Genomic DNA, 21,034 nt, shown 5'->3' with positions numbered 1-21,034 from the left:
CTTGAGATGACCGTAGACCAACCCGTCAGCAAGGTGCTCGTGCTGGACGACAGTCGCGCGCACGCCGACGCGATCAAGCGTTTCTGCGACGAGCACAACCTAGTCGGCCTGACCGTGCGGCGCAACCGGCTGCTGAAGGTGCTGCGTTCGAACATCGACCTCGGCGCGATCCTGCTGGCCGAGGATTACGGCGGCTCGCCGGCCGAGAGCGCGATCATCGCGACGCAGATCGATGCGCTGCGCCCCGAGCTGCCGATCATCCTGCGCCGCGACTCGCATGCGTCGCGCGACGGGTTGCCGGAGGCGCTCGCGCGTGTTGCGTGCGCGGCCTACGTCGCGGACGACATGACGCCGCTCAAGCGCGCGATCGACGAATACCTGTTCGGCCGCGATTACCCGAACGCGCTCGTGCGCGGCATCTCGGAGATCACCGAGGCGCGCATCGACAGCCTGTTCCCGGGCATGACGATCGAGCACGAAACGCCGTGCATCGTGCGCGACCAGATCATCTTCGGCGAAGTGTTCAGCCTGATCGCGCTCGAAAGTGCGTGGTGCCGCGGTTACATGCTGCTGCAGACGAGCGAGCAGCCGCTGCTCGACATGCTCGGCGGCACGCGCGAGGCCGGCCGCGCGCCGGATTTCCGCGACGTGAACAGCGTGCTCGGCGAACTCACCAATCTCGTGTGGGGCGCGTTCAAGAACCGCTATCTCGGCGACGCCGAGGCGCTGGCGCGCCATCCGGTGCAGGTGCCGCTCGTCGTCAATCATAAGCAGAAGTTCATCTCGTTCGGCGGCGACTGCCCGCAGCTCTGCTTCAAGTACCGGATGACCGACCCGGCATCGGGGCGCGCCGTCTGCATCGACCAGCGCTTCGTGTTCAGCCTGAGCTGGTCGCCGGAGGATTTCCGCGAATCGGTGCAGGACGTGGGGCCGATGGTCGAATCGGGTGAACTCGAACTGTTTTGAATGTTGAAGTCGCAACAAGGAAAGGGGAATACAGCATGGCAAAGATTCTGGTGGTCGACGATTCGGGCACGGTGCGCGACGAGGTCGCGGGTTTCCTGCGCAATCACGGGCTCGACGTCGCGACGGCCGTCGACGGCAAGGACGGGCTCGCGAAGCTCAAGGCGACGCCCGGCGTGCGCCTCGTGATCAGCGACGTGAACATGCCGAACATGGACGGCCTGACGATGGTCGAGAAGATCCGCGGCGAACTGGCGAATTCGACGGTCAACGTCGTGATGCTGACGACCGAAAGCAGCCCGGCGATGAAGGAGCGCGGCAAGGCCGCCGGCGTGAAGGGCTGGATCGTGAAGCCGTTCAAGGGCGACGCGGTGCTCGACGCGCTGAAGAAACTCGCGGGCTGACGCACCGGGCGCCGGGGCGCGCCCGCGACCGGTCGCGTATTCAGCGCTGCGGTTCGGGTTGCGCGGTCGCCGTTTCGCCGGCTGCGGCCGGCACGCGTGGCGCGGGCGTCTGCCATTGCACGACGATCATCCCCGCGAAGATCAGCGCGACGCCCGCGACGCGGCCGGGTGTCGCGAGCCGTTGCGCGAGCCCCATCAGCCCGTAGTGGTCGATCAGCAGCGACGCGAGCGTCTGCCCGGCGACGACGCACACGATGAAGGTCGTCGCGCCGAGCCGCGGCGTCAGGATCAGCGCGAGCGTGATGTAGATCACGCCCGCGAGGCCGCCGAGCCACATCCACAGCGGGCGCTGCAGCGCGTCGCCGACGAGCGGCGCGTTCGCGCGGGTGGCCAGCAGCACGGGCAGCACCGCGAGCAGGCTGACCGTCAGCGACGCGACGCTCGCCCACAGCGGGTGGCCGAGCGCGCGCCCGAGCGCGGCGTTGCTGCCGCCTTGCAGCGGCACGAGCGCGCCGGCGGCGAAAGCCGCGGCGGCGAGCGGAAGGGTGGCGAAGGAAAGGGACGTCGTCATCGTGGTCGGTCGCGAAAGGATATTGAAATGAGTGTCGTCCATTAAGATGGCGAATGGAAATTCGTTCTTCGGATGCTTCATATTCCTTTCATGAATAACCTGGCCCGCATCGACCTGAACCTGCTCGTGACGCTGCATGCGCTGCTGAGCGAAAGGCACATCTCGCGCACCGCCGTCCGGCTGCACCGCAGCCAGCCGGCCGTGAGCCACGCGCTCGCGCGGCTGCGCGAGATCTTCGGCGATCCGCTGCTCGTGCGGCGCGCGGGCCGGCTCGAGCTGACCGCGCGCGCGAACGAACTCGTCGAGCCGCTGAACGACGTCCTCGGCCGGCTCGGTGCGCTGATCGAGCCGCCCGCGTTCGACCCGTCCGCGGCCACGCGCGTGTTTCGCATCGCGATGTCCGACTACGGCGCGCGGATCGTGCTGCCGGCGCTCGTGAAGACGCTGCGTGCCGACGCGCCGGGCATCGAGCTGATCGTGTCGCAGGCCACGCGCGAGGCGATGCGGATGCAGTTGATGGACGGCGAGATCGACCTCGCGCTCGGCGTGCTGCCCGCGTTGCAGCGCGACCTGCATGCGCAGCCGCTGTTCGTCGAATCGTTCGCGTGCGCGGCCGATGCGGGCCGCCTGCCGCGCCGCGGCGAACTCGCGCTCGACGCGTGGCTCGCGCGGCCGCATGCGCTGGTCGCGATGCGCGACGGGATGGACAACGAAGTCGATCGCGCGCTCGCGCGGCTGCGCCGCGAGCGGCACATCGCGGTGATCCTGCCGTTCTGGGGCGTCGCGAACGACCTGATCGCCGGCACCGACCTCGTGCTGACCGTCGCGCGACGCAATCTCGACCGCGTGCGAGACGATGCGCGCCTGCGCGTGTTCGAGCCGCCGTTCCCGATCGATTCGTTCGAGTTCGCGCAGCACTGGCACGCGCGCCGGCACGGCGACGCCGCACACATCTGGCTGCGTCAGACGATCGCGCGCGTCGCGAGCGGCGGGTAGGCGCGCGGCGCGGCCGGCCGCGTGCGCAATTTACAGCGTGCCGCGATGTCCGTATCCTGCGGGTGCCGAGGGCGGCGTGCCTGCGCGACATGCGCGGCACGCCCGGCATCCACAACAATCAGGAACGGGACACTTTCCCATGAAACACAAAATCGCTCGGGCCGCGCTCGTGCGCGGCGCATGCGTGACGCTGGCGGCTGCGCTGGCAGGCGGGTGCGCCGGTACCGCGCAGCAGAATGCACAACAGGCCGCCGCCGTCGGCAGCGGTTCGTCGTACACGTGCTACCCCACGCAGGCCGATGGACAGGTGACGGCCGGCAAGGGCGCGAACGGGTGTTATTTCGTGCTGCACGATCCCGCGACGAAACAGCCGCTGCCGAACACGCACTATGCGTTTGCGCTGTACACGAGCGCGGCCCAGGACAACCAGGAACTCGAAGTCGAAGGCACCACCGACGCGCAGGGGCGCACGGCCTACGTGCGTTCCGCCGCGCCGATCGACGCGGCGCGCATGGTGCTCGTCCGCACGATCGGCGACGGCCCGATGGGGCGCATCCCGGTGCTGGTCCGGCCGACGGACGGCAAGCGCGTTCCGTTCGCGAAGTACAAGGTCATCGGCTGCAACGGGCCGTACGAAGGCACGACCGACGAAACGGGGCGCGGCGTGATGTACCGCTGCAAGACGCAGTCGAAGATCGACGTGTCGTTCTACTCGTCGCGCCCGTAAGGTGAGCGGCCGGGTGTCCGGCGCCGCCGCCGCGCCGCAGACGGAGACACTGATCGCGAAGGGCGTCGTGTTTACCGTCGTGGGCACGTGCATGCTGATCGCCGTCGCGCTGTACGCGCAGTCGACGCGTGAATTCCTGCGGACCTCGGTCGTCGTGCCGGGGCGCGTCATCAGGCTGAACGCGGGTCCGCATCATCCGGAGATCGCGTTCACGACGCTCGCGGGCGAGAAGGTCGAATACGCGCAGGGCGGCGGTGTCAGCGTGCAGGACGGTGAGGCGGTCGAGGTACGCTACGCGCCCGACGCGCCCAGGATGACCGCGCAGATGAATACGTTCGGTGCGATCTGGGGCGCCGTACTGGCCCTCGGCGGGATGGGCATGGTCTTTTTCGTCGGCGGCGTCGTTCAACTGCGCTCGGGCGTGCGCGCGTGGCGCAGCGGGCGCAAGCGCGCGTGAGGGCCTGAGCGTTCGAGCCCGCTGCGCCGCAACTGGACGCCGCCCGTAATGTGGAGGACGATTTCAACACCGTGCCGTGAACGGGCGTGCATCGCCGCTGCGTGTTCACGTCGTGTCGAACCCTGCCGAACCCCGTCGAGCGAATCATCATGGAATCCGATCAAGAGACTGCCGGGCCGATCCTGTTGCGCGACGCGCACGACGGCGTCGTCACGCTGCGACTGAATCGCCCGCAGCAATTCAACGCGTTATCCGAGGCGATGCTCGCGAGCCTGCACGATGCGTTCGATACGCTGGCGGCCGATCCGCACGTGCGCTGCGTCGTGCTGGCCGCCGAAGGCCGGGCGTTCTGCGCGGGCCACGACCTGCGGCAGATGCGCGGCACACCCGAGCTCGATTACTACCGCACGCTGTTCGCGCAGTGCAGCCGCGTGATGCTCGCGATGCGCGCGTTGCCGGTGCCGGTGATCGCACGCGTGCACGGCATTGCGACGGCGGCCGGCTGCCAGCTCGTCGCCGCGTGCGATCTGGCCATCGCGGCCGATACCGCGCGCTTCGCGGTATCGGGCATCAACGTCGGGCTGTTCTGTTCGACGCCGGCCGTTGCGTTGAGCCGCAACGTCACGGCGAAGCGCGCGTTCGACATGCTCGTGACCGGGCGTTTCGTCGATGCGGCGACGGCCGCCGCGTGGGGGCTCGTCAACGAGGCCGTGCCCGAGGACGCGCTCGACGCGGCCGTCGCACGCAAGGTCGCCGAGATCGTCGCGAAGAGCCCGGCCGCAGTGCGCTACGGCAAGCAGATGTTCTATCGCCAGCGCGAGCTGCCGCTCGACGAAGCCTATGCGTATGCGGGCGACGTGATGGCGCGCAACATGATGGAAGAGGATGCGGGCGAAGGGATCGACGCGTTCCTCGAGAAGCGCAAGCCGACGTGGCGTTCGTAGTGCGACGTCGAAGGCTGGCGAACGGCGCGGAAGGGCCGTAACCCGGGCCTGTCCCGTACACCGGAAAACGAACGGGCTGCCCGAGGCAGCCCGCAACCGAAGCGGCACTTGCGGCGTAGCGCGCGGCCGCGCGCCGCCGCGGCGACCCGTGTCAGCGCCCGTAGCTTCCGGTCCGCAGCGCCGGCTGTTCGCTCGACGCACCGGGCGGCACGATCACGACCGGCACGCGGCGCGCGAGCGCGCACATCAGCTCGTAGCCGATCGTACCGCTGGCTTCCGCCACGTCGTCCACCTTCACCTGGTCGCCCCACAGCTCGACGCTCGACCCGATGCCCGCGTCCGGGCACGGCGTCAGGTCGACGGTCAGCATGTCCATCGACACGCGGCCGACGACGCGCGTCATCACGCCGTCCACCGCGATCGGCGTGCCGGTCGGCGCGTGGCGCGGATAGCCGTCCGCATAACCGCACGCGACGACGCCGATCCGCATCGGCCGGTCGGCCTTGAAGCGGCGGCCGTAGCCGACGGTTTCTTCCGGCGCGAGCGTCTGCACGCCGATGATCTTGCTCGTCAGTGTCATCGCGGGCATCAGCGGCGTGTCGGCGATATCCCGCGACGCACCCGTCGGCGACGCACCGTACAGGATCGTGCCGGGCCGCACCCAGTCGCGGTGCGCATGCGGATGCCACAGCACGGCCGCCGAGTTCGACGTCGAGCGCTCGCCGGGAATCCCCGCCGTGGCCGCATCGAACTGTTCGAGCTGCCAGTCGGCCTGGCCTTCGTCGGCGTTCGCGAAATGCATCATCAGCGTGATCTTGCCGATCGACGGCGCGCCCGCCGCGCGCTCCCACGCCGCGCGGAAAACGTCGGGCCGGTAGCCGAGGCGGTTCATTCCGGAGTTCATCTTGAGCTGGATGTCGATCGGCTGCCGCGGCTTTGCCGCGATCAGCAGGTCGAGCTGTTCGTCGCAGTGCACGGACACCGTCAGCCGATGACGGTCGGCCAGCTCGACGTCGGCCGGCTCGAAGATCCCTTCGAGCAGCAGCACGGGCTTGTCCCAGCCGAGTTCGCGCACGCGCACGGCTTCGTCGAGGTCGAGCAGCGCGATGCCGTCGGCGGCGGCGAGGCCCGGATAGATCCGCTCGATGCCGTGGCCGTATGCGTCGGCCTTGACGACGGCCCACACGCGCGATTGCGCGGCGGTGCGGCGGATGAAGTCGAGGTTGTGGCGGATGGCGTCAGGGCGGATATGGGCGACGATGGGACGGGGCATGGCGATGTCTCGGATCGGATGTCGTTGGGCGCGCGCGGCGGCGTGGGTTCGGCAGTCCGGCGCGAAAACACGCCGGGCCAGTGTTGAGCGCTATCTTATTGGTGTTCGACCAGTTTTAATTAACGTATTTGTCGACGATTTGGTGGAAATTTTTGTGTTCGTCCTGGCTGAGCGCGGCTGTCGACAGGCCGCGCAGCCGAGTCTCCCGTCTAGAAAACCGGTGCGCGAACGGCATGACGCAATGCTAAGCTCTCGGCGATCTTGTCATTGATCAATGTAACGATAAAGGAGGAGACTTTTGATGACGACGTCCCAGCTGTGCCTGTTCATCGTCGCGCTGTTGCCGTTCACGATGACGTTTCTCGCGAAGGCCCGCAAGGGTTACGACAACCGCGCGCCGCGCGACTACCTGGCGAAGCTCGAAGGCTGGCGCGCGCGGGCGCAGGCCGCGCACCAGAACGCATGGGAGGCGCTCGCGCTGTTCACGGCCGCGCTGGTGGTGGCATGGCACAACGGCGCGAACGTGCATCGCGTCGACCAGCTCGCGATGGCGTTCGTCGCGATCCGGATCGTCTACACGCTGATGTACCTGCTCAACTGGGCGTCGCTGCGTTCGCTCGTGTGGTTCGGCGGGATGGCGTGCGTGGTCGCGTTGTTCTTCGCTGCGCCGTAGGCGCCGGCAGGCAAGGCGAGGCGAGGCCGGCTTCGTGTGCCGGCCCGTCAGGCGCCGCCCGCGCCGCGCGCGTGACTGTCGTTGGATGCGGGCGCAACGATCTTCGCGAGCGTGGCGGGGGGCGCGGCTTCGGTTTCGGCTTCGCGACGCAGGAACGCGATCAACGGATCGAGCAGCCGGTGCCGCGCGGACGGGTTGCGACGCAGCACGAAGCGCCATGACGCATCGCGTGCGAGGCCCGGCACCAGCGGCACCAGCCGCCCGCTGCGCAGTTCGGGCTCGATCAGCGGCACGCGGCCGAGCGCGATGCCCGCGCCGCCGACCGCCGCGCCGATCACCTGGCTGAAACTGCTGTAACGGACGATCTTCGTCTCGAAGTCGTCCGGCAAGCCGAATTCCGATGCCCAGTTGTGCCAGTCGATCTCGGGGCTGTTCTCGTGCATCTCCTGCAGCAGCCGCGAGCGGCACACGTGCCCCGATGCGTACGGAAACAGCTCGGGGCTGCACACCGGGAACACCGTCTCCCGGATCAGCACGTCGTCGTCGTCCCGCAGCCGGTGCGCGGGCACGTGCACGATCGCCAGATCGACGCCGCTGCGCGCGAAATCCGGTTCGTCGTCGAGCACGACGGCGTGCAGCGGCGTGTCGGGATGAAGCGACGAGAATTCCGCGAGGCGGCGTGCGAGCCACATTGCCGAAAACGGCGCGTTGGCGGAGACGGTGAGCCGTTGCGCGGTGCCGCGAATCTCGGCGCAGGCATCGGTGAGGCGCGACAGCGCGTCGCTGACGGCCGGCAGCAGGCGCTCGCCGGCCGGCGTGAGGCCGATGCCGCCGAGCCCCGTGCTGCGTTCGAGCAGCCGCGCGCCGAGCGATTCCTCGAGCGCGCGAATCTGGTGGCTGACCGCGCTCGTCGACACGTTCAGCTCGACCGCCGCGCGCGCGAACCCGCCGAGGCGGACGGCCGCCTCGAAAGCCCGCAACGCGCTGAGGGGAGGGAGGTGCGACATGCCGGGTATTGTAGTTGACTCAACACCCGTTGAAAAATCATCTTTTGCCGCGCGCAGGCGGCGCGGGTAGCCTCGATCCGGTCAAGAAAAAATGCAACCAGATACTACCGGAGGGCTTCATGTATTTCGACCGACGACTATGGGCAATGATGGCGGGACTGCGCTGGCGGGTCGCCGCGGCCGTCGCGCTCGGACTGCTCGCGATGGGTGTCGGGATCCTGCGCTTCGTGTTCCTCGGCCGCGTGCTGGCGCTGGTCTTTTCCGGCGCGCCGGCGCGCAGCATCGGCGAAGCCGTCGTTGCAACGGCGGCCTGCGTGCTGCTGCGCGCGTGGCTCGACCATCGCCGCACGGTGCTCGCGCAGCACACGGCCGGACGCGTGCAGGCCAGGCTGCGCGCGCGGCTGTTCGACCGGATCGCGGCGCTCGGCCCCGCATGGTTCAGCGGCGAACGCACGGGCGGCGTGATGCTGGCCGTCGTCGACGGCGTCGAGCAGCTGCAGACCTTTTTCGGCACCTACCTGCCGCAGCTCGTGATCGCCGCCTGCGCGCCGGTGATGATCTTCGCGGTGCTCGCGTGGTGGGACGTGCCGACGGCCGCCATCCTGCTGGTCGCGGCGCTCGTCACGCTGGCGCTGCCGCAACTCGTGCATCGCGCCGACAAGCGCGCGGCGCTCGCGCGCTCGGCCGTGTTCAAGGCGTTCGGCGAGGAGTTTCTCGACGCGGTGCAAGGCCTGCCGACGCTGAAGGCGTTCGGGCAAGGCACGGCGTTCGGCGCGAAGCTGGCCGCGAAGGCGCGCGCGCTGTCCGACAGCACGTTCTGGGTGCTCGCGCTCGGCCTGTTGACGCGGCTCTTCACCGATCTCGGCACCGGCCTCGGCGCGGCCGCCGCGATCGCGGTCGGCGCGTGGCGCGTGCGGCACGGCGACATGAGCCTCGAGGCGCTGCTGATCGTGCTGATGGCCGGCAGCGAGATCTTCCGGCCGCTGCGCGACCTGCGTTCGGTATTGCATCAGGGGATGATCGGGCAGTCGGCGGCGAATGCGATCCACGCGCTGCTCGACGCGCGGAGCCACACGCCTTCCACCGATGCGCCGCGCGTGCAGGGCCTGCGGCCGGAGATCGCGTTCGACGCCGTCAGCTTCGCGTATCCGGGGCGTCGCGCCGACGCGCATGCGGCGCTGAGCTTCTCGGTTCGCGAAGGCGAGACGGTCGCCATCGTCGGGCCGAGCGGCGCGGGCAAATCGACCATCGTGCGCCTGCTGCTGCGCCAGCACGATGCGCAGGGCGGCGCGGTCCGCATCGGCGGCCGCGACGTGCGGACGCTCGATGCAGGCCAAGTGCGCGAGATGATCGCGGTCGTCGCGCAGGATGCGACACTGTTCGACGGCAGCGTCGCCGACAACCTGCGGCTCGGCCGCCCCGACGCGAGCGACGCGGACATGATCGCCGCCGCGCGTGCGGCCAACGCGCACGATTTCATCTCGGCGCTGCCGGACGGTTATGCGACGCGCATCGGCGAACGCGGGCTCATGCTGTCGGGCGGCCAGCGCCAGCGCCTCGCGATTGCCCGCGCGCTGCTGCGCGACGCACCGATCCTGCTGCTCGACGAGGCGCTGTCGTCGGTCGACGCGGAGAACGAGGCGTTGATCCAGCAGGCACTCGACCGGCTCACGCGCGGGCGCACCACGCTCGTGCTCGCGCACCGGCTTTCCAGCGTGATCGGCGCCGACCGCATCCTGGTGCTCGACCAGGGGCAGGTGGTCGACGAGGGCACGCACGCGGTGCTGATCGCGCGTGACGGCCCGTATCGCCGGCTGATGGGGCCGCAACTGGAGGCGGTCGCCGAATCGGCCGGCGTGGCGACGACGGCCGGCGCGACCGCGCGTGCGTCGTCCGGCCCGCAGGTGCGGCCGCTGAACGACGATGCGGCGGAGATCGGCTGGCCGGAAACGCTGCGGACGCTGCTGCGGTTCGTGCGGCCGTGGACGGGTAAGGTCGTGCTGACGGTGCTGTTCGGGATCGGCCGCGTGCTCGCGTTCATCGGCGTCGGCGTGATCGGCGCGCTGGTGGTCGGTGCGGTACCGGGCGGCCATGTGAGCCCGGCGCTCGTCACGGCGCTGCTCGTGATCGCGCCGGTGGCGGCCGTGCTGCACTGGCTCGAATCGTGGCTCGCGCACGACATGGCGTACCGGCTGCTCGCGGAAATGCGCATCGCGCTGTTCGCGACGCTCGAACGCCTCGCGCCGGCCGGGCTGCTGCGCCGCCGTTCCGGCGATCTCGTGTCGCTCGCGACGCAGGACGTCGAGACCGTCGAGTATTTCTATGCGCATACGCTGGCGCCCGCGTTCGTCGCGGTGCTCGTGCCGGCCGCCGTGCTGGTGCTGCTCGCGTCGGTCGCGTGGCCGCTCGCGCTCGCGCTGCTGCCGTTCCTGTTGTGGGCCGGGCTTGCACCGGTGCTGGCGCGGCGCGAGGTCGACCGGCTCGGCACCGGCGCGCGCGAAGCGCTCGGCCAGCTCGGCGCGCACCTGACCGAGACGATCCAGGGGCTCGCGGAGCTGACCGCGTTCCAGGCCGTCGCGCGCCGGCGCGAAGCGTTCGTGGCCGAAGTCGATGCGTACCGGAAGCAACGCGCCAGGCTGCTCGACGACCTGTCGGCGCAGAGCGCCGCACTGGAAGTCGCGAGCGGGCTCGGCGGGCTGGTCGTCGCGGCGCTCGGCGCGCTGCTGTGCGCGCGCGGCTGGTTTCCGCGCGAGTCGTTGCCGCTGCTGGTGCTGGTCGCGGTGGCCGCCTTCATGCCGGTTGCGGAAATCGGCCAGGTCGCGCGCCAGCTCGCCGACACGATCGCGTCGACGCGCCGCCTGCGCGCGCTGGAGAAGGAGCCCGTGCCGGTGACGGACGGCACGCATGCGCTGCCCGCCGATCCGGCGGTGCGCTTCGAGGCGACGTCCTTCACGTACCCGGGCCGCAGCGTGCCCGCGCTCGACCGCGTGAGCTTCGACGTGCCGCCCGGCAGCACGGTCGCGCTGGTCGGTGCGTCGGGCGCCGGCAAGTCGACGGTCGCGAGCCTGCTGCTGCGCTTCTGGGATCCGCAGCAGGGCCGCGTGACGCTCGGCGGCGTCGACCTGCGCGACCTGCGGCTCGACGACCTGCGCCAGCACATCGCGCTGGTTGCGCAGGATACCTACCTGTTCAACGACACGCTGGAGGCGAACATCCGGCTCGCGGCGAACGATGCGTCCGACGCGGACGTGCAGCGCGCGATCGAGCATGCGGCGCTCGGCGAATTCGTCGCGCGGCTGCCGGACGGGCTCGCGACGCGCGTCGGCGAGCGCGGCGTGCAGTTGTCGGGCGGCCAGCGCCAGCGCGTCGCGATCGCGCGTGCGTTCCTGAAGGATGCACCCGTGCTGATCCTCGACGAAGCGACGTCCCACCTCGACACGATCAGCGAGCAGCAGATCCGCGCGGCGCTGGAAGACCTGATGACGCAGCGCACGTCGATCATCATCGCGCACCGGCTGTCGACCGTGCGTAATGCCGACCTGATCCTCGTGATGGAGCAGGGCCGCGTGATCGAGGCCGGACGGCATGCGGACCTGCTGGCGCGGCAGGGCGCGTATGCGCGGCTCGTGTCGCATCAGGCAAGCGGGGTGACGGTGTAAGCGACGTCGCATCGGCGCGCGGGCCTCGCTTCCGGCGGTTCCGCGCGCGTGTCGCAACATTCGTCGAGTCACGCCGGCGGGTGCCTGCGTCGCGGGGGACGCCACCCCGGCACCGTACCCGATCGCCGACGCTTCACGCTGACAAACCCTATGCGCGGGCCGCGACGATTGTCCGAGCGCCCGCGCGATCCTCCTCCTCTCGTGCGTGACGCCCTGGGCCGCAAGCCGGCCCGGTCACCGCCAACTGCGCCCAGGCGCCGCCGCCGTCCGGCGCGGCGTGATACGGCCCGGGTGCTTCCGCCGGGTGCTTCCCCCGGGTGCTTCGCCCCGCGCCACCCTCCCATTCCTCCGATTGATCCGTGCCACGCGCCCCGGGTTTGTTTCGATGCATTTATCCGTTGCGCGTTTTTTTGTTGTCGTAGTATCGCGGTTGACAACACTTGTTGCACTAAGGTCTAATTCGACATCGCATGTTGCGGTGCGGCTTGATGTCGTCGTTACCGCCGGCCGGCTGGCCGGTCACATCGCTCAATCATGCGGAGAGAAACCATGAGTCGCCGTTCCTTCCTGAAAGCCGTCGCGGTCGTTGCCGCGCTCGGCGCAAGCCTCGCACACGCGGATACCAGGACGCTCGTCGTCGGCACCGACACGTCGTTCATGCCGTTCGAGTTCAAGCAGGGCGACAAGTATGTCGGCTTCGATCTCGACCTGTGGGCGGAGATCGCGAAGGACCAGGGCTGGAAATACACGATCCAGCCGATGGATTTCGCGGGCCTGATCCCGGCGCTGCAGACGCAGAACATCGACGTCGCGCTGTCGGGGATGACGATCAAGGAAGAGCGCAAGAAGGCGATCGACTTCTCCGCGCCGTACTACGACAGCGGTCTCGCGGCGATGGTGCAGACCGGCAACACGACGATCAAGTCGATCGACGACCTGAACGGCAAGGTGATCGCCGCGAAGACGGGCACCGCGACCATCGACTGGATCAAGGCGCACCTGAAGCCGAAGGAGATCCGCCAGTTCCCGAACATCGACCAGGCCTACCTCGCGCTCGAAGCCGGCCGGGTCGACGCGGCGATGCACGACACGCCGAACGTGCTGTTCTTCGTGAACAACGAAGGCAAGGGCAAGGTGAAGGTCGCGGGCCAGCCGGTCAGCGGCGACAAGTACGGGATGGGTTTCCCGAAGGGCAGCCCGCTCGTGCCGAAGGTCAACGCGTCGCTCGTGAAGATCAAGGCCGACGGCCGCTACGCGCAGATCTACAAGAAGTGGTTCGGCGCCGAGCCGCCGAAGATGTAAGCGCGACGGCGCACCATGGCGCGGCCGGGCGGCCGCGCCGGTCTTGAATCGAACGGGGAGCGACAAGTGAATTTCGATTGGTCGGCGATCTGGGCGGCGTTGCCGGACCTGATGGACGGGGTCCGGTTGACGGTGTTCATCGCATTTTTCGGGCTGGTGGGCGGCTTCATCGTCGGGATGATCGCGGGCATGTTCCGCGCATACGGACCGAAGGCGATGAACGTGCTCGCCCAGGTTTATATAGAGTTGATTCGCGGCACGCCGATCGTCGTGCAGGTGATGTTCCTGTACTTCGCGCTGCCGCTGCTCGCGCATATCCGCATCGACGGCCTGACGGCCGCGATCATCGCGATCACGGTGAATTCCGGCGCATATCTCGCGGAAGTGGTGCGCGGCGCGCTGCTGTCGATCCCGAAGGGGCTGACGGAGGCGGGGCTCGCGATGGGGTTGTCGATGCCGCGCGTGTTGCTGAAGGTGGTCGGGCCGCTCGCGTTCCGGCGGCTGATTCCGCCGCTCGGCAACCAGTGCATCGTGAGCCTGAAGGACACGTCGCTGTTCATCGTGATCGGCGTCGGCGAACTGACGCGCAAGGGGCAGGAAATCATCGCAGGCAATTTCCAGGCGGTCGAGATCTGGAGCGCCGTGGCCGTCATCTACCTGCTGCTGACCGGCGCGATGACGCTGACGCTGCGGCTCGTCGAAAAGAGGATGAGAATTCTATGAGCATGATCGAATTTCAGAACGTGTCGAAGAGTTTTGGCCACGTGCCGGTGCTGAAGCACATCGACCTGAAGATCGACGCGGGCGAGGTGGTCGTCGTGATCGGCCCGTCCGGCTCGGGCAAGTCGACGATGCTGCGCTGTATCAACGCGCTCGAGAAAATCACCGGCGGCGAACTGCTCGTCGACGGCCAGAGCGTGCGCGGCAACGCGACGACGATCCGCAATATCCGGCTCGAAGCCGGCATGGTGTTCCAGCAGTTCAACCTGTTTCCGCAAATGACCGCGCTCGAGAACGTGATGTTCGGGCCGATCCAGGTGCGCGGCGCGTCACGCGCCGACGCACGCGACCAGGCGATGGCGCTGCTCGACAAGGTCGGCCTCGAATCGCGTGCGAATCATTACCCGTCGGAGCTGTCGGGCGGCCAGCAGCAGCGTGTCGCGATCGCGCGCGCACTCGCGATCCGGCCGCGGCTGATGCTGTTCGACGAACCGACGTCGGCGCTCGATCCGGAATTGCGCCACGAAGTGCTGAAAGTGATGCAGGATCTCGCTACTGAAGGGATGACGATGATCGTCGTCACGCACGAGATCGGCTTCGCGAAACGGGTCGGCACGCGGCTGCTGTTCATGGATCAGGGCGGCATTGCCGAGGACGGCCATCCGGTCGACCTGATCGACCGGCCGCCGACCCCGCGCCTGAAGGAATTCCTGAAACACGTGTCCTGAACGAAACCGAAATGGCCGACATGCCGCTTTCCCTTACTCCAGTCATCGCCGGTGCGCCGTTCGACATCGGCGTGCGCCTCGGCGAACTCGCCCGTTCCGTGTTCGACGCGTACATGCAGCAGAGCAGCGCGTGGCAGGCCGTGCGCCGCTGGCGCGGCGATCCGTTCGTCGATGCACTGCGGCAGGCGGCGCTGGCCGCGTACCCCGATCTCGTCGCGGAACTGGACGGGATCGCGACGGGTGTCGGCTGGCCGGCCGAGGACATCTTCCTGTGGAACTGCCGCGGCGAGCTGATCCACAACGCGCCGGACGGCTGCACGACGCTGGCAGCGCGCGACGCGGCCGGCACGCGCTGGATCGCGCACAACGAGGACGGCGATCCGTTCCTGCGCGAACGCTGCCTGCTCGTCGACGTGCAGCCCGTGGGCAAGCCGGGCTTCGTCAGTTTCTACTACCCGGGCTCGCTGCCGGGCCACACCTTCGCCGCGAACCGGGCCGGCATCGTGCAGGCGATCAACAACCTGCGGATCAGGACGCCCGCGCCGGGCGTGCCGCGCATGATCCTGGCGCGCGCCGTGCTCGATGCGGCGTCGCTCGACGAGGCCGCCGACGTGCTGCGCGTGAATGCGCGCGCGAGCGGCTTTCACCATACGCTCGGCGCGACCGGCGACACGCGGCTGCTGAGCATCGAGGCGAGTGCCGCGCGCTGCTCGGTCGTCGACGTGGCGACGCTGGCCGGGCACGCGAACCATCTCGTGCATCCGGGCTGTGAAGCAGAGGCACAGATCGTCACGCAATCGTCGGCCGACCGCCAGCGCCGCGTCGACGCGCTCGTGCCCGGGATCGACGCGATCGATGAAGCCGCGCTGCTGCGCGTGCTCGGCGATCGTGCACCGGAAGGGTTGCCGATCTACCGCGACGATCCAGCGGACCCCGACGACGAAAATACGCTGGCCACGGCCGTGTTCGCGATCGGCGCGGCGTCGATCGACGTCACCATTCACCAACAAGGCACGCAGCGTTTCGCGACGCGCATCGTGCCGTCCGGACGCGCGCACGACGCATCCTGATCCATGAGGCAACGCATGACGACCGTTTTCCATCGCGCTCCGCGCGCCACCTTGCCCGTCGCCGTCGCAGGCGACGGCATCGAGATCATCGACTCGACCGGCAAACGCTATATCGACGCGTGCGGCGGCGCGGCCGTTTCGTGTCTCGGCCACAGCAACCAGCGCGTGATCGACGCGATCAAGCGGCAGGCGCGGCAACTGGCCTACGCGCACACGTCGTTCTTCACGACCGACGTGGCCGAGGAACTCGCCGACCGGCTCGTCGAAGCCGCGCCGGCCGGCCTCGAACACGTGTATTTCGTGTCGGGCGGCTCCGAGGCGGTCGAGGCCGCGCTGAAGCTCGCGCGCCAGTATTTCGTCGAGAAGGGCGAGCCGCAGCGCCGCCATTTCATCGCGCGACGCCAGAGCTATCACGGCAACACGCTCGGCGCGCTCGCGATCGGCGGAAATGCGTGGCGGCGCGAGCCGTTCCTGCCGCTGCTGATCGAAGCGCATCACGTGAGCCCGTGTTATGCGTATCGCGACCAGCAGGCCGGCGAAACCGACGAAGCGTACGCGCAGCGTCTGGCCGACGAGCTCGAGCAGAAGATCGTCGAGCTCGGCGCGGACAACGTCGCGGCGTTCGTCGCGGAGACGGTGGTGGGCGCAACGGCCGGCGCGGTGCCGCCGGTGCGCACGTACCTGAAGAAGATTCGCACGGTGTGCGACAAGTACGGCGTGCTGCTGATCCTCGACGAGATCATGTCGGGGATGGGCCGCACGGGTTACCTGTACGCGTGCGACGAAGACGGCGTCGCGCCCGATCTGCTGACGATCGCGAAAGGGCTCGGCGCCGGCTACCAGCCGATCGGCGCGACGCTGGTGAGCGAGCGCATCTACCGGACGATCGTCGACGGCTCGGGTTTCTTCCAGCACGGCCACACGTACCTCGGCCATGCGACCGCGTGCGCGGCCGCGCTCGAAGTGCAGCGCGTGATTGCCGAAGAGAAGCTGCTCGACAACGTGAAGGCGCGCGGCGAGCAGTTGCGTGCGTCGCTGCGCGAGCATTACGGCGCGCATCCGCATGTGGGTGACGTGCGCGGCCGCGGGCTGTTCGTCGGCGTCGAGCTCGTGCGCGATCGCGACACGAAGGCGACGTTCGATCCCGCGCTGAAGCTGCACGCGGCGGTCAAGCGCGAAGCGATGCAGCGCGGGTTGATGGTGTATCCGATGGGTGGCACGATCGACGGCGTTCACGGCGATCACATCCTCGTTGCGCCGCCTTTCATTTGCACCGCGCAGCAGATCGACACGATCGTCGAGCGGCTGTCGGGCGCGATCGACGCGGCGCTCGCGTCGGCCGGCGCGTGAGCGTAACCGCACATCATCGGGACATGACCATGACAGACAGACTGCCTCCGTTCGATCCCGCATCGGCCACCGATGAGCAGAAGGCCGTGCTGGCCGACATCCTCAGCGGCCCGCGCGGCAACCTGAACGGGCCGTTTCTCGGCTGGATCGCGAGCCCCGAGCTGGCCCAGCACGCGCAGAAGCTCGGCGCGTTCTGCCGTTATCGCACGGGCCTGCCATTGCGGTTGTCGGAACTCGCGATTCTCGTGACGGCCGCGCGCTGGCGCTCGCAGGCCGAGTGGCACATCCACCATCCGATCGCGCTCGAAGCGGGGGTGCCGGCCGCGACGGCCGACGCCATTCGGCTCGGCGTCGCGCCCGCATTCGAATCGGACGACGATGCACTGATTCATGCGTTCGCGAGCGAGTTGTACGACACGCGGCGCGTGAGCGACGCGACGTTCGCGCGGGCGCAGGCACGCTTCGGCCACGAAACCGTCGTGAATCTCGTTGCATTGCTCGGCTACTACGCGCTCGTCGCGATGACGCTGAACACGTTCGGCATGCGTGCGGACGGGCAGACCGAATTGCCGTTTCCGGAGTAAGGGCGGCGTTCCGGCCGTGCCGGAGCGGGGCGGCGATACGTCTGACGAACATCGTGACGACCTGCTCCCGGCACAATGCAACCAAATGTATTCGTGAGGGATCGACGGCCGATCGCCGCGTATGATGGCTTGTTCACGTCGACATGATCGGTGAGCAAGCATGACGAGTACCCGCAAGACCTTGATGATCGCCGGTGGGCTCCTGGTAGCCGCGGCCGGCACTGCCTACGTGATGCTCCTGCGCGCGGACCACCGTGCGATCGAAGATTCGGGCATCGGCGATTCCGCCGCGCCGGTTGCCGTGGCACCAGCGAACAACGATCACGCGGTGCAGGGCGCCATCGCGCCGCCGGCCCCGGCGGCCCGGGCCGATACGGCATCGAAGCAGGCAGCCGTTTCCCCGCAGCCGCCCGCCCCGGCAACGCCTGCACCTGCACCTGCACCCGCGCGTGTCGGTGCCGCACCCGCATCCGTCCCCGCCGTTCCTGTCGTGAGCGAGAAAGCGCAGCCGAGCGCACCGGCGCCGAAGGTCAACGTCGTGACCGTCGATGCGCAGGATTCGACCCCGCCGACCCCGGCGCCGGCTGCGAAACCTGCCCAGCCGGTCGCCCCCGCGCAGGTCACGCAACGCGCACCGCGCAAGCGCGACGGTCTCGAACGCCACGCGGCCGCCGCGCCTTCCGCCACGAAATCCGAAACGCCGGAGACGGCCGCGCTCGTGAGGGAATCGGCGAAGCTCGACCCGTCGTTGCCGCCGCCGCCGATGTCGTCGACATCATCGATGTCGTCTAGCACCGGTTCGTACCGGCAGGGGAGTTCGTCGTCGGGCGCGAATCCGGTTGCCGCTGCGATGACCGAGCAACTGGTCAGGCAGTCGAGCAGTGTCAAGGCGTCGCCCTCGGCAAATGGCGATTCGACTGCGACCAAGTAAGCCGCGCAACTCGAGCGTGATGCTTGCGAAGGTGATCGAACGGACGTGCCATGACGCGCAATGCCAATACACGATGACGTTTGACGCGAAAGCCGCGAAGGTTGCAGGAATGCGACTCGTCAGTTAAGGGCAATTCGCTATTCATCTGCGCCTCCAGGCGTCGACACAAAAAAAGGGCCCCGCACGCCGACCAAAGCATGCGGGGCCAAGAGAGACAAACTGTTGTGCCGATGTGCGACGCGCGTTACGCGGCGACCGCTTCCTCGGCCTGCGGTTGCGCGGCGGCCACCGGTGCGACGTCCTGCCGGATCAGGTGGTCGAACGCGCCGAGCGATGCCTTCGCGCCTTCACCCACCGCGATCACGATCTGCTTGAACGGCACCGTCGTCACGTCGCCGGCCGCGAACACGCCCGGCACCGACGTCGCGCCGCGCGCATCGACGACGATCTCGCCGTGCTTCGACAGTTCGACCGTACCCTTCAGCCATTCGGTGTTCGGCACGAGGCCGATCTGCACGAACACGCCTTCCAGATCGATGCGCTGCGTGTCGCCCGAGCGCAGATCCTTGTAGACGAGGCCGTTCAGCTTGCTGCCGTCGCCGGTCAGCTCGATCGTTTGCGCCTGCGTGACGATCGTGACGTTCGGCAGGCTGCGCAGCTTGCGCTGCAGCACTTCGTCCGCGCGCAGTTGCGCACCGTATTCGATCAGCGTGACGGCCTTCACGATGCCGGCGAGGTCGATCGCGGCCTCGACGCCCGAGTTGCCGCCGCCGACCACCGCGACGCGCTTGCCCTTGAACAGCGGGCCGTCGCAATGCGGGCAGTACGCGACGCCACGGTTGCGGTATTCACGCTCGCCGGGCACGTTGATTTCGCGCCAGCGTGCGCCGGTCGCGAGGACGATCGTCTTCGCCTTCAGCACCGCGCCGTTCGCGAGGCGGATCTGGTGCACGTCGCCCGGAATCAGCGCATCGGCACGCTGCACGTCCATGATGTCGACGTCGTACTGCTTCACGTGCTGCTCGAGCGCGGTCGCGAACTTCGGCCCTTCGGTTTCCTGCACCGACACGAAGTTTTCGATTGCCATCGTGTCGAGCACCTGGCCGCCGAAACGCTCGGCGACGACGCCCGTCGCAATGCCCTTGCGTGCCGAGTAGATGGCGGCTGCCGCGCCCGCCGGGCCGCCGCCGACGATCAGCGTATCGAACACCGGCTTGTTCTCGAGCGACTTCGCGGCACGTGCGCTGGCGCCCGTGTCGAGTTTCGCGAGGATTTCCTTCACGCTGCTGCGGCCCTGGCCGAACGAGGCGCCGTTCAGGAACATCGTCGGCACGGCCATGATCTGGCGCGACTCGACTTCATCCTGGAACAGCGCGCCGTCGATCGCGACGTGGCGGATGCGCGGGTTGATCAGCGACATCACGTTCAGCGCCTGCACGACTTCCGGGCAGTTCTGGCACGACAGCGAGAAATACGTTTCGAACGCGTAGTCGCCGTCGAGCGCGCGGATCTGTTCGACCACGTCGTCGTCGAGCTTGATCGGGTGGCCGCCCGTCTGCAGCAGCGCGAGCACGAGCGACGTGAATTCGTGGCCCATCGGGATGCCGGCGAAGCGGATGCCGGCCGGCTTGCCGGGCTCGCCGATCGAGAACGACGGCTTGCGCTCGGCATCGTCGCGGCGTTCGGTCACGGTTACGCGATCCGTCAGCGACGCAATCTCGTTCAGCAGCGCCAGCAGTTCCTGCGATTTCGCGCCGTCGTCGAGCGAAGCGACGAGTTCGATCGGGCGCGTGATTTTTTCGAGGTACGCTTTCAGTTGGTTCTTGAGATTGGCGTCGAGCATGGCGTTTCGGATTCCGTATTGATGATTCTGGTCGGGCACGTCGTGCCGGAGGAGGGCGCGGGCCGCATGCGGCGGCGGCCCGTCTTCGTGTGTCTCGCGCGCCTCGTGCGAGGCGCGCGGAGCGATCGTCAGATCTTGCCGATCAGGTCGAGCGACGGGGTCAGCGTTTCCGCGCCCGGCGTCCACTTGGCCGGGCACACTTCACCCGGGTGCGCCGCGATGTATTGCGCAGCCTGCACCTTGCGCAGCAGTTCGCCTGCGTCGCGGCCGATGCCGTTGTCGTGGATTTCGCACAGCTTGATCTCGCCTTCCGGGTTGATCACGAACGTGCCGCGCAGTGCCATCCCTTCTTCCTCGATCAGCACGTCGAAGTTGCGCGACAGCGTGAGCGTCGGGTCGCCGATCATCGGGTACTTGATCTTGCCGATCGTGTCCGACGTGTCGTGCCATGCCTTGTGCGTGAAGTGCGTGTCGGTCGACACGCCGTAGATTTCGACACCCAGCTTCTGGAATTCCGCGTAACGGTCGGCGAGGTCGCCCAGCTCGGTCGGGCAGACGAACGTGAAGTCGGCCGGGTAGAACACGACGACGGACCACTTGCCCTTGAAGTTCTCTTCCGAGACGGGCACGAAGTCGCCGTTGTGGTAAGCGGTTGCCTTGAACGGCTTGATTTGGGTGTTGATGATCGGCATCTGGTGAGTTCCTTTGCTTCAGTGGTGAGTGGAGTGTTGCCAGTATGCGGGTTCACCCTGAGCTTGTGAAATTGCTTGTTTCAATCCGGGGCATCGGGAATTTCTATCTGCTTCCGGCCCTTGATTGGGTGGGGCTTGGG

General features: G+C 68.2%; 20 protein-coding genes. 15 read left to right on the top strand and 5 right to left on the bottom strand.

Annotated elements, in window-relative coordinates:
* The first annotated feature begins 6 nt into the window (after nucleotides 1-6).
* Together FOZ70_RS33185 and FOZ70_RS33180 are read left to right on the top strand one after the other, a co-directional pair.
* Nucleotides 7-966: a chemotaxis protein CheX gene (locus tag FOZ70_RS33185; RefSeq protein WP_059623307.1), complete on the top strand. Its 960-nt coding sequence runs from the start codon at nucleotides 7-9 to the stop codon at nucleotides 964-966.
* A 35-nt stretch (nucleotides 967-1,001) separates the two neighbouring features.
* Entirely contained in the window at nucleotides 1,002-1,367 is a 366-nt protein-coding gene (locus FOZ70_RS33180; protein ID WP_011355572.1) for a response regulator, read from the top strand.
* Between the two features lie 40 nt (nucleotides 1,368-1,407).
* Here the strand turns inward: FOZ70_RS33180 and FOZ70_RS33175 are convergent, their stop codons facing one another.
* The gene (locus FOZ70_RS33175) at nucleotides 1,408-1,938 is read right to left on the bottom strand and encodes a DMT family transporter (RefSeq protein WP_059857881.1); all 531 of its coding nucleotides are present in this window, start codon (nucleotides 1,936-1,938) and stop codon (nucleotides 1,408-1,410) included.
* A gap of 90 nt (nucleotides 1,939-2,028) precedes the next feature.
* Here FOZ70_RS33175 and FOZ70_RS33170 point away from each other — a divergent pair, with 90 nt between their 5' ends.
* The 4 genes from FOZ70_RS33170 to FOZ70_RS33155 all read left to right on the top strand — a co-directional run bounded on the left by FOZ70_RS33170 (nucleotide 2,029) and on the right by FOZ70_RS33155 (nucleotide 5,062).
* Complete coding sequence (locus FOZ70_RS33170) at nucleotides 2,029-2,934, top strand: LysR family transcriptional regulator (protein ID WP_219707598.1); 906 nt, start codon at nucleotides 2,029-2,031, stop codon at nucleotides 2,932-2,934.
* Nucleotides 2,935-3,073: 139 nt separating this feature from the next.
* Nucleotides 3,074-3,661 carry a hypothetical protein gene (locus tag FOZ70_RS33165; protein WP_059651022.1) on the top strand — a complete coding sequence of 196 codons (588 nt, stop codon included), beginning with the start codon at nucleotides 3,074-3,076 and terminating at the stop codon, nucleotides 3,659-3,661.
* A 13-nt stretch (nucleotides 3,662-3,674) separates the two neighbouring features.
* Nucleotides 3,675-4,118 (top strand): DUF3592 domain-containing protein, encoded by a 444-nt coding sequence (locus FOZ70_RS33160; RefSeq protein ID WP_226233736.1) that lies wholly within the window; start codon nucleotides 3,675-3,677, stop codon nucleotides 4,116-4,118.
* 149 nt (nucleotides 4,119-4,267) lie between these two features.
* Nucleotides 4,268-5,062, top strand: coding sequence for an enoyl-CoA hydratase (locus FOZ70_RS33155; RefSeq protein ID WP_042976285.1), 795 nt, complete (start codon nucleotides 4,268-4,270; stop codon nucleotides 5,060-5,062).
* Nucleotides 5,063-5,213: 151 nt separating this feature from the next.
* On the opposite strand, the gene alr is transcribed toward FOZ70_RS33155, so the two are convergent.
* Nucleotides 5,214-6,335: an alanine racemase gene (gene alr / locus FOZ70_RS33150; protein ID WP_059591440.1), complete on the bottom strand. Its 1,122-nt coding sequence runs from the start codon at nucleotides 6,333-6,335 to the stop codon at nucleotides 5,214-5,216.
* A 301-nt stretch (nucleotides 6,336-6,636) separates the two neighbouring features.
* On the opposite strand from alr, the gene FOZ70_RS33145 reads away from it, so the two are divergent.
* On the top strand, nucleotides 6,637-7,008 hold the full coding sequence (locus tag FOZ70_RS33145; RefSeq protein ID WP_021161362.1) for an MAPEG family protein: 372 nt from the start codon (nucleotides 6,637-6,639) through the stop codon (nucleotides 7,006-7,008).
* Between the two features lie 47 nt (nucleotides 7,009-7,055).
* Here FOZ70_RS33145 and FOZ70_RS33140 read toward each other — a convergent pair whose 3' ends face one another.
* Entirely contained in the window at nucleotides 7,056-8,015 is a 960-nt protein-coding gene (locus FOZ70_RS33140) for a LysR family transcriptional regulator (RefSeq protein ID WP_042976269.1), read from the bottom strand.
* Between the two features lie 119 nt (nucleotides 8,016-8,134).
* Here FOZ70_RS33140 and FOZ70_RS33135 point away from each other — a divergent pair, with 119 nt between their 5' ends.
* The 8 genes from FOZ70_RS33135 (at nucleotide 8,135) to FOZ70_RS33100 (ending at nucleotide 18,359) form a co-directional block, all read left to right on the top strand.
* The gene (locus FOZ70_RS33135; protein WP_219707597.1) at nucleotides 8,135-11,674 is read left to right on the top strand and encodes an ABC transporter ATP-binding protein; all 3,540 of its coding nucleotides are present in this window, start codon (nucleotides 8,135-8,137) and stop codon (nucleotides 11,672-11,674) included.
* A 549-nt stretch (nucleotides 11,675-12,223) separates the two neighbouring features.
* Nucleotides 12,224-12,976 carry a glutamine ABC transporter substrate-binding protein GlnH gene (gene glnH / locus FOZ70_RS33130; RefSeq protein ID WP_021160889.1) on the top strand — a complete coding sequence of 251 codons (753 nt, stop codon included), beginning with the start codon at nucleotides 12,224-12,226 and terminating at the stop codon, nucleotides 12,974-12,976.
* A 15-nt stretch (nucleotides 12,977-12,991) separates the two neighbouring features.
* The gene (gene glnP, locus FOZ70_RS33125) at nucleotides 12,992-13,699 is read left to right on the top strand and encodes a glutamine ABC transporter permease GlnP (RefSeq protein ID WP_021160890.1); all 708 of its coding nucleotides are present in this window, start codon (nucleotides 12,992-12,994) and stop codon (nucleotides 13,697-13,699) included.
* Complete coding sequence (gene glnQ / locus FOZ70_RS33120) at nucleotides 13,696-14,424, top strand: glutamine ABC transporter ATP-binding protein GlnQ (protein ID WP_059237091.1); 729 nt, start codon at nucleotides 13,696-13,698, stop codon at nucleotides 14,422-14,424. The genes glnP and glnQ overlap by 4 nt, the downstream gene beginning before the upstream one ends.
* Before the next feature lie 20 nt (nucleotides 14,425-14,444).
* Nucleotides 14,445-15,494: a C45 family peptidase gene (locus FOZ70_RS33115; protein WP_219707596.1), complete on the top strand. Its 1,050-nt coding sequence runs from the start codon at nucleotides 14,445-14,447 to the stop codon at nucleotides 15,492-15,494.
* Between the two features lie 15 nt (nucleotides 15,495-15,509).
* Nucleotides 15,510-16,844 carry an aspartate aminotransferase family protein gene (locus FOZ70_RS33110; RefSeq protein WP_219707595.1) on the top strand — a complete coding sequence of 445 codons (1,335 nt, stop codon included), beginning with the start codon at nucleotides 15,510-15,512 and terminating at the stop codon, nucleotides 16,842-16,844.
* A gap of 29 nt (nucleotides 16,845-16,873) precedes the next feature.
* Nucleotides 16,874-17,428 carry a carboxymuconolactone decarboxylase family protein gene (locus FOZ70_RS33105; RefSeq protein WP_219707594.1) on the top strand — a complete coding sequence of 185 codons (555 nt, stop codon included), beginning with the start codon at nucleotides 16,874-16,876 and terminating at the stop codon, nucleotides 17,426-17,428.
* Between the two features lie 160 nt (nucleotides 17,429-17,588).
* Nucleotides 17,589-18,359 carry an extensin gene (locus FOZ70_RS33100; protein WP_219707593.1) on the top strand — a complete coding sequence of 257 codons (771 nt, stop codon included), beginning with the start codon at nucleotides 17,589-17,591 and terminating at the stop codon, nucleotides 18,357-18,359.
* A gap of 244 nt (nucleotides 18,360-18,603) precedes the next feature.
* On the opposite strand, the gene ahpF is transcribed toward FOZ70_RS33100, so the two are convergent.
* On the bottom strand, nucleotides 18,604-20,202 hold the full coding sequence (ahpF, locus tag FOZ70_RS33095; RefSeq protein ID WP_059492406.1) for an alkyl hydroperoxide reductase subunit F: 1,599 nt from the start codon (nucleotides 20,200-20,202) through the stop codon (nucleotides 18,604-18,606).
* A gap of 128 nt (nucleotides 20,203-20,330) precedes the next feature.
* Nucleotides 20,331-20,894: an alkyl hydroperoxide reductase subunit C gene (ahpC, locus tag FOZ70_RS33090; RefSeq protein WP_006488685.1), complete on the bottom strand. Its 564-nt coding sequence runs from the start codon at nucleotides 20,892-20,894 to the stop codon at nucleotides 20,331-20,333.
* Nucleotides 20,895-21,034 lie beyond the last annotated feature (140 nt).

It is taken from the genome of Burkholderia sp. COPS (assembly GCF_019425585.1).
Taxonomy (GTDB): Bacteria; Pseudomonadota; Gammaproteobacteria; order Burkholderiales; family Burkholderiaceae; genus Burkholderia; species Burkholderia cepacia.
This window is presented reverse-complemented; position numbering and strand designations above follow the sequence as displayed.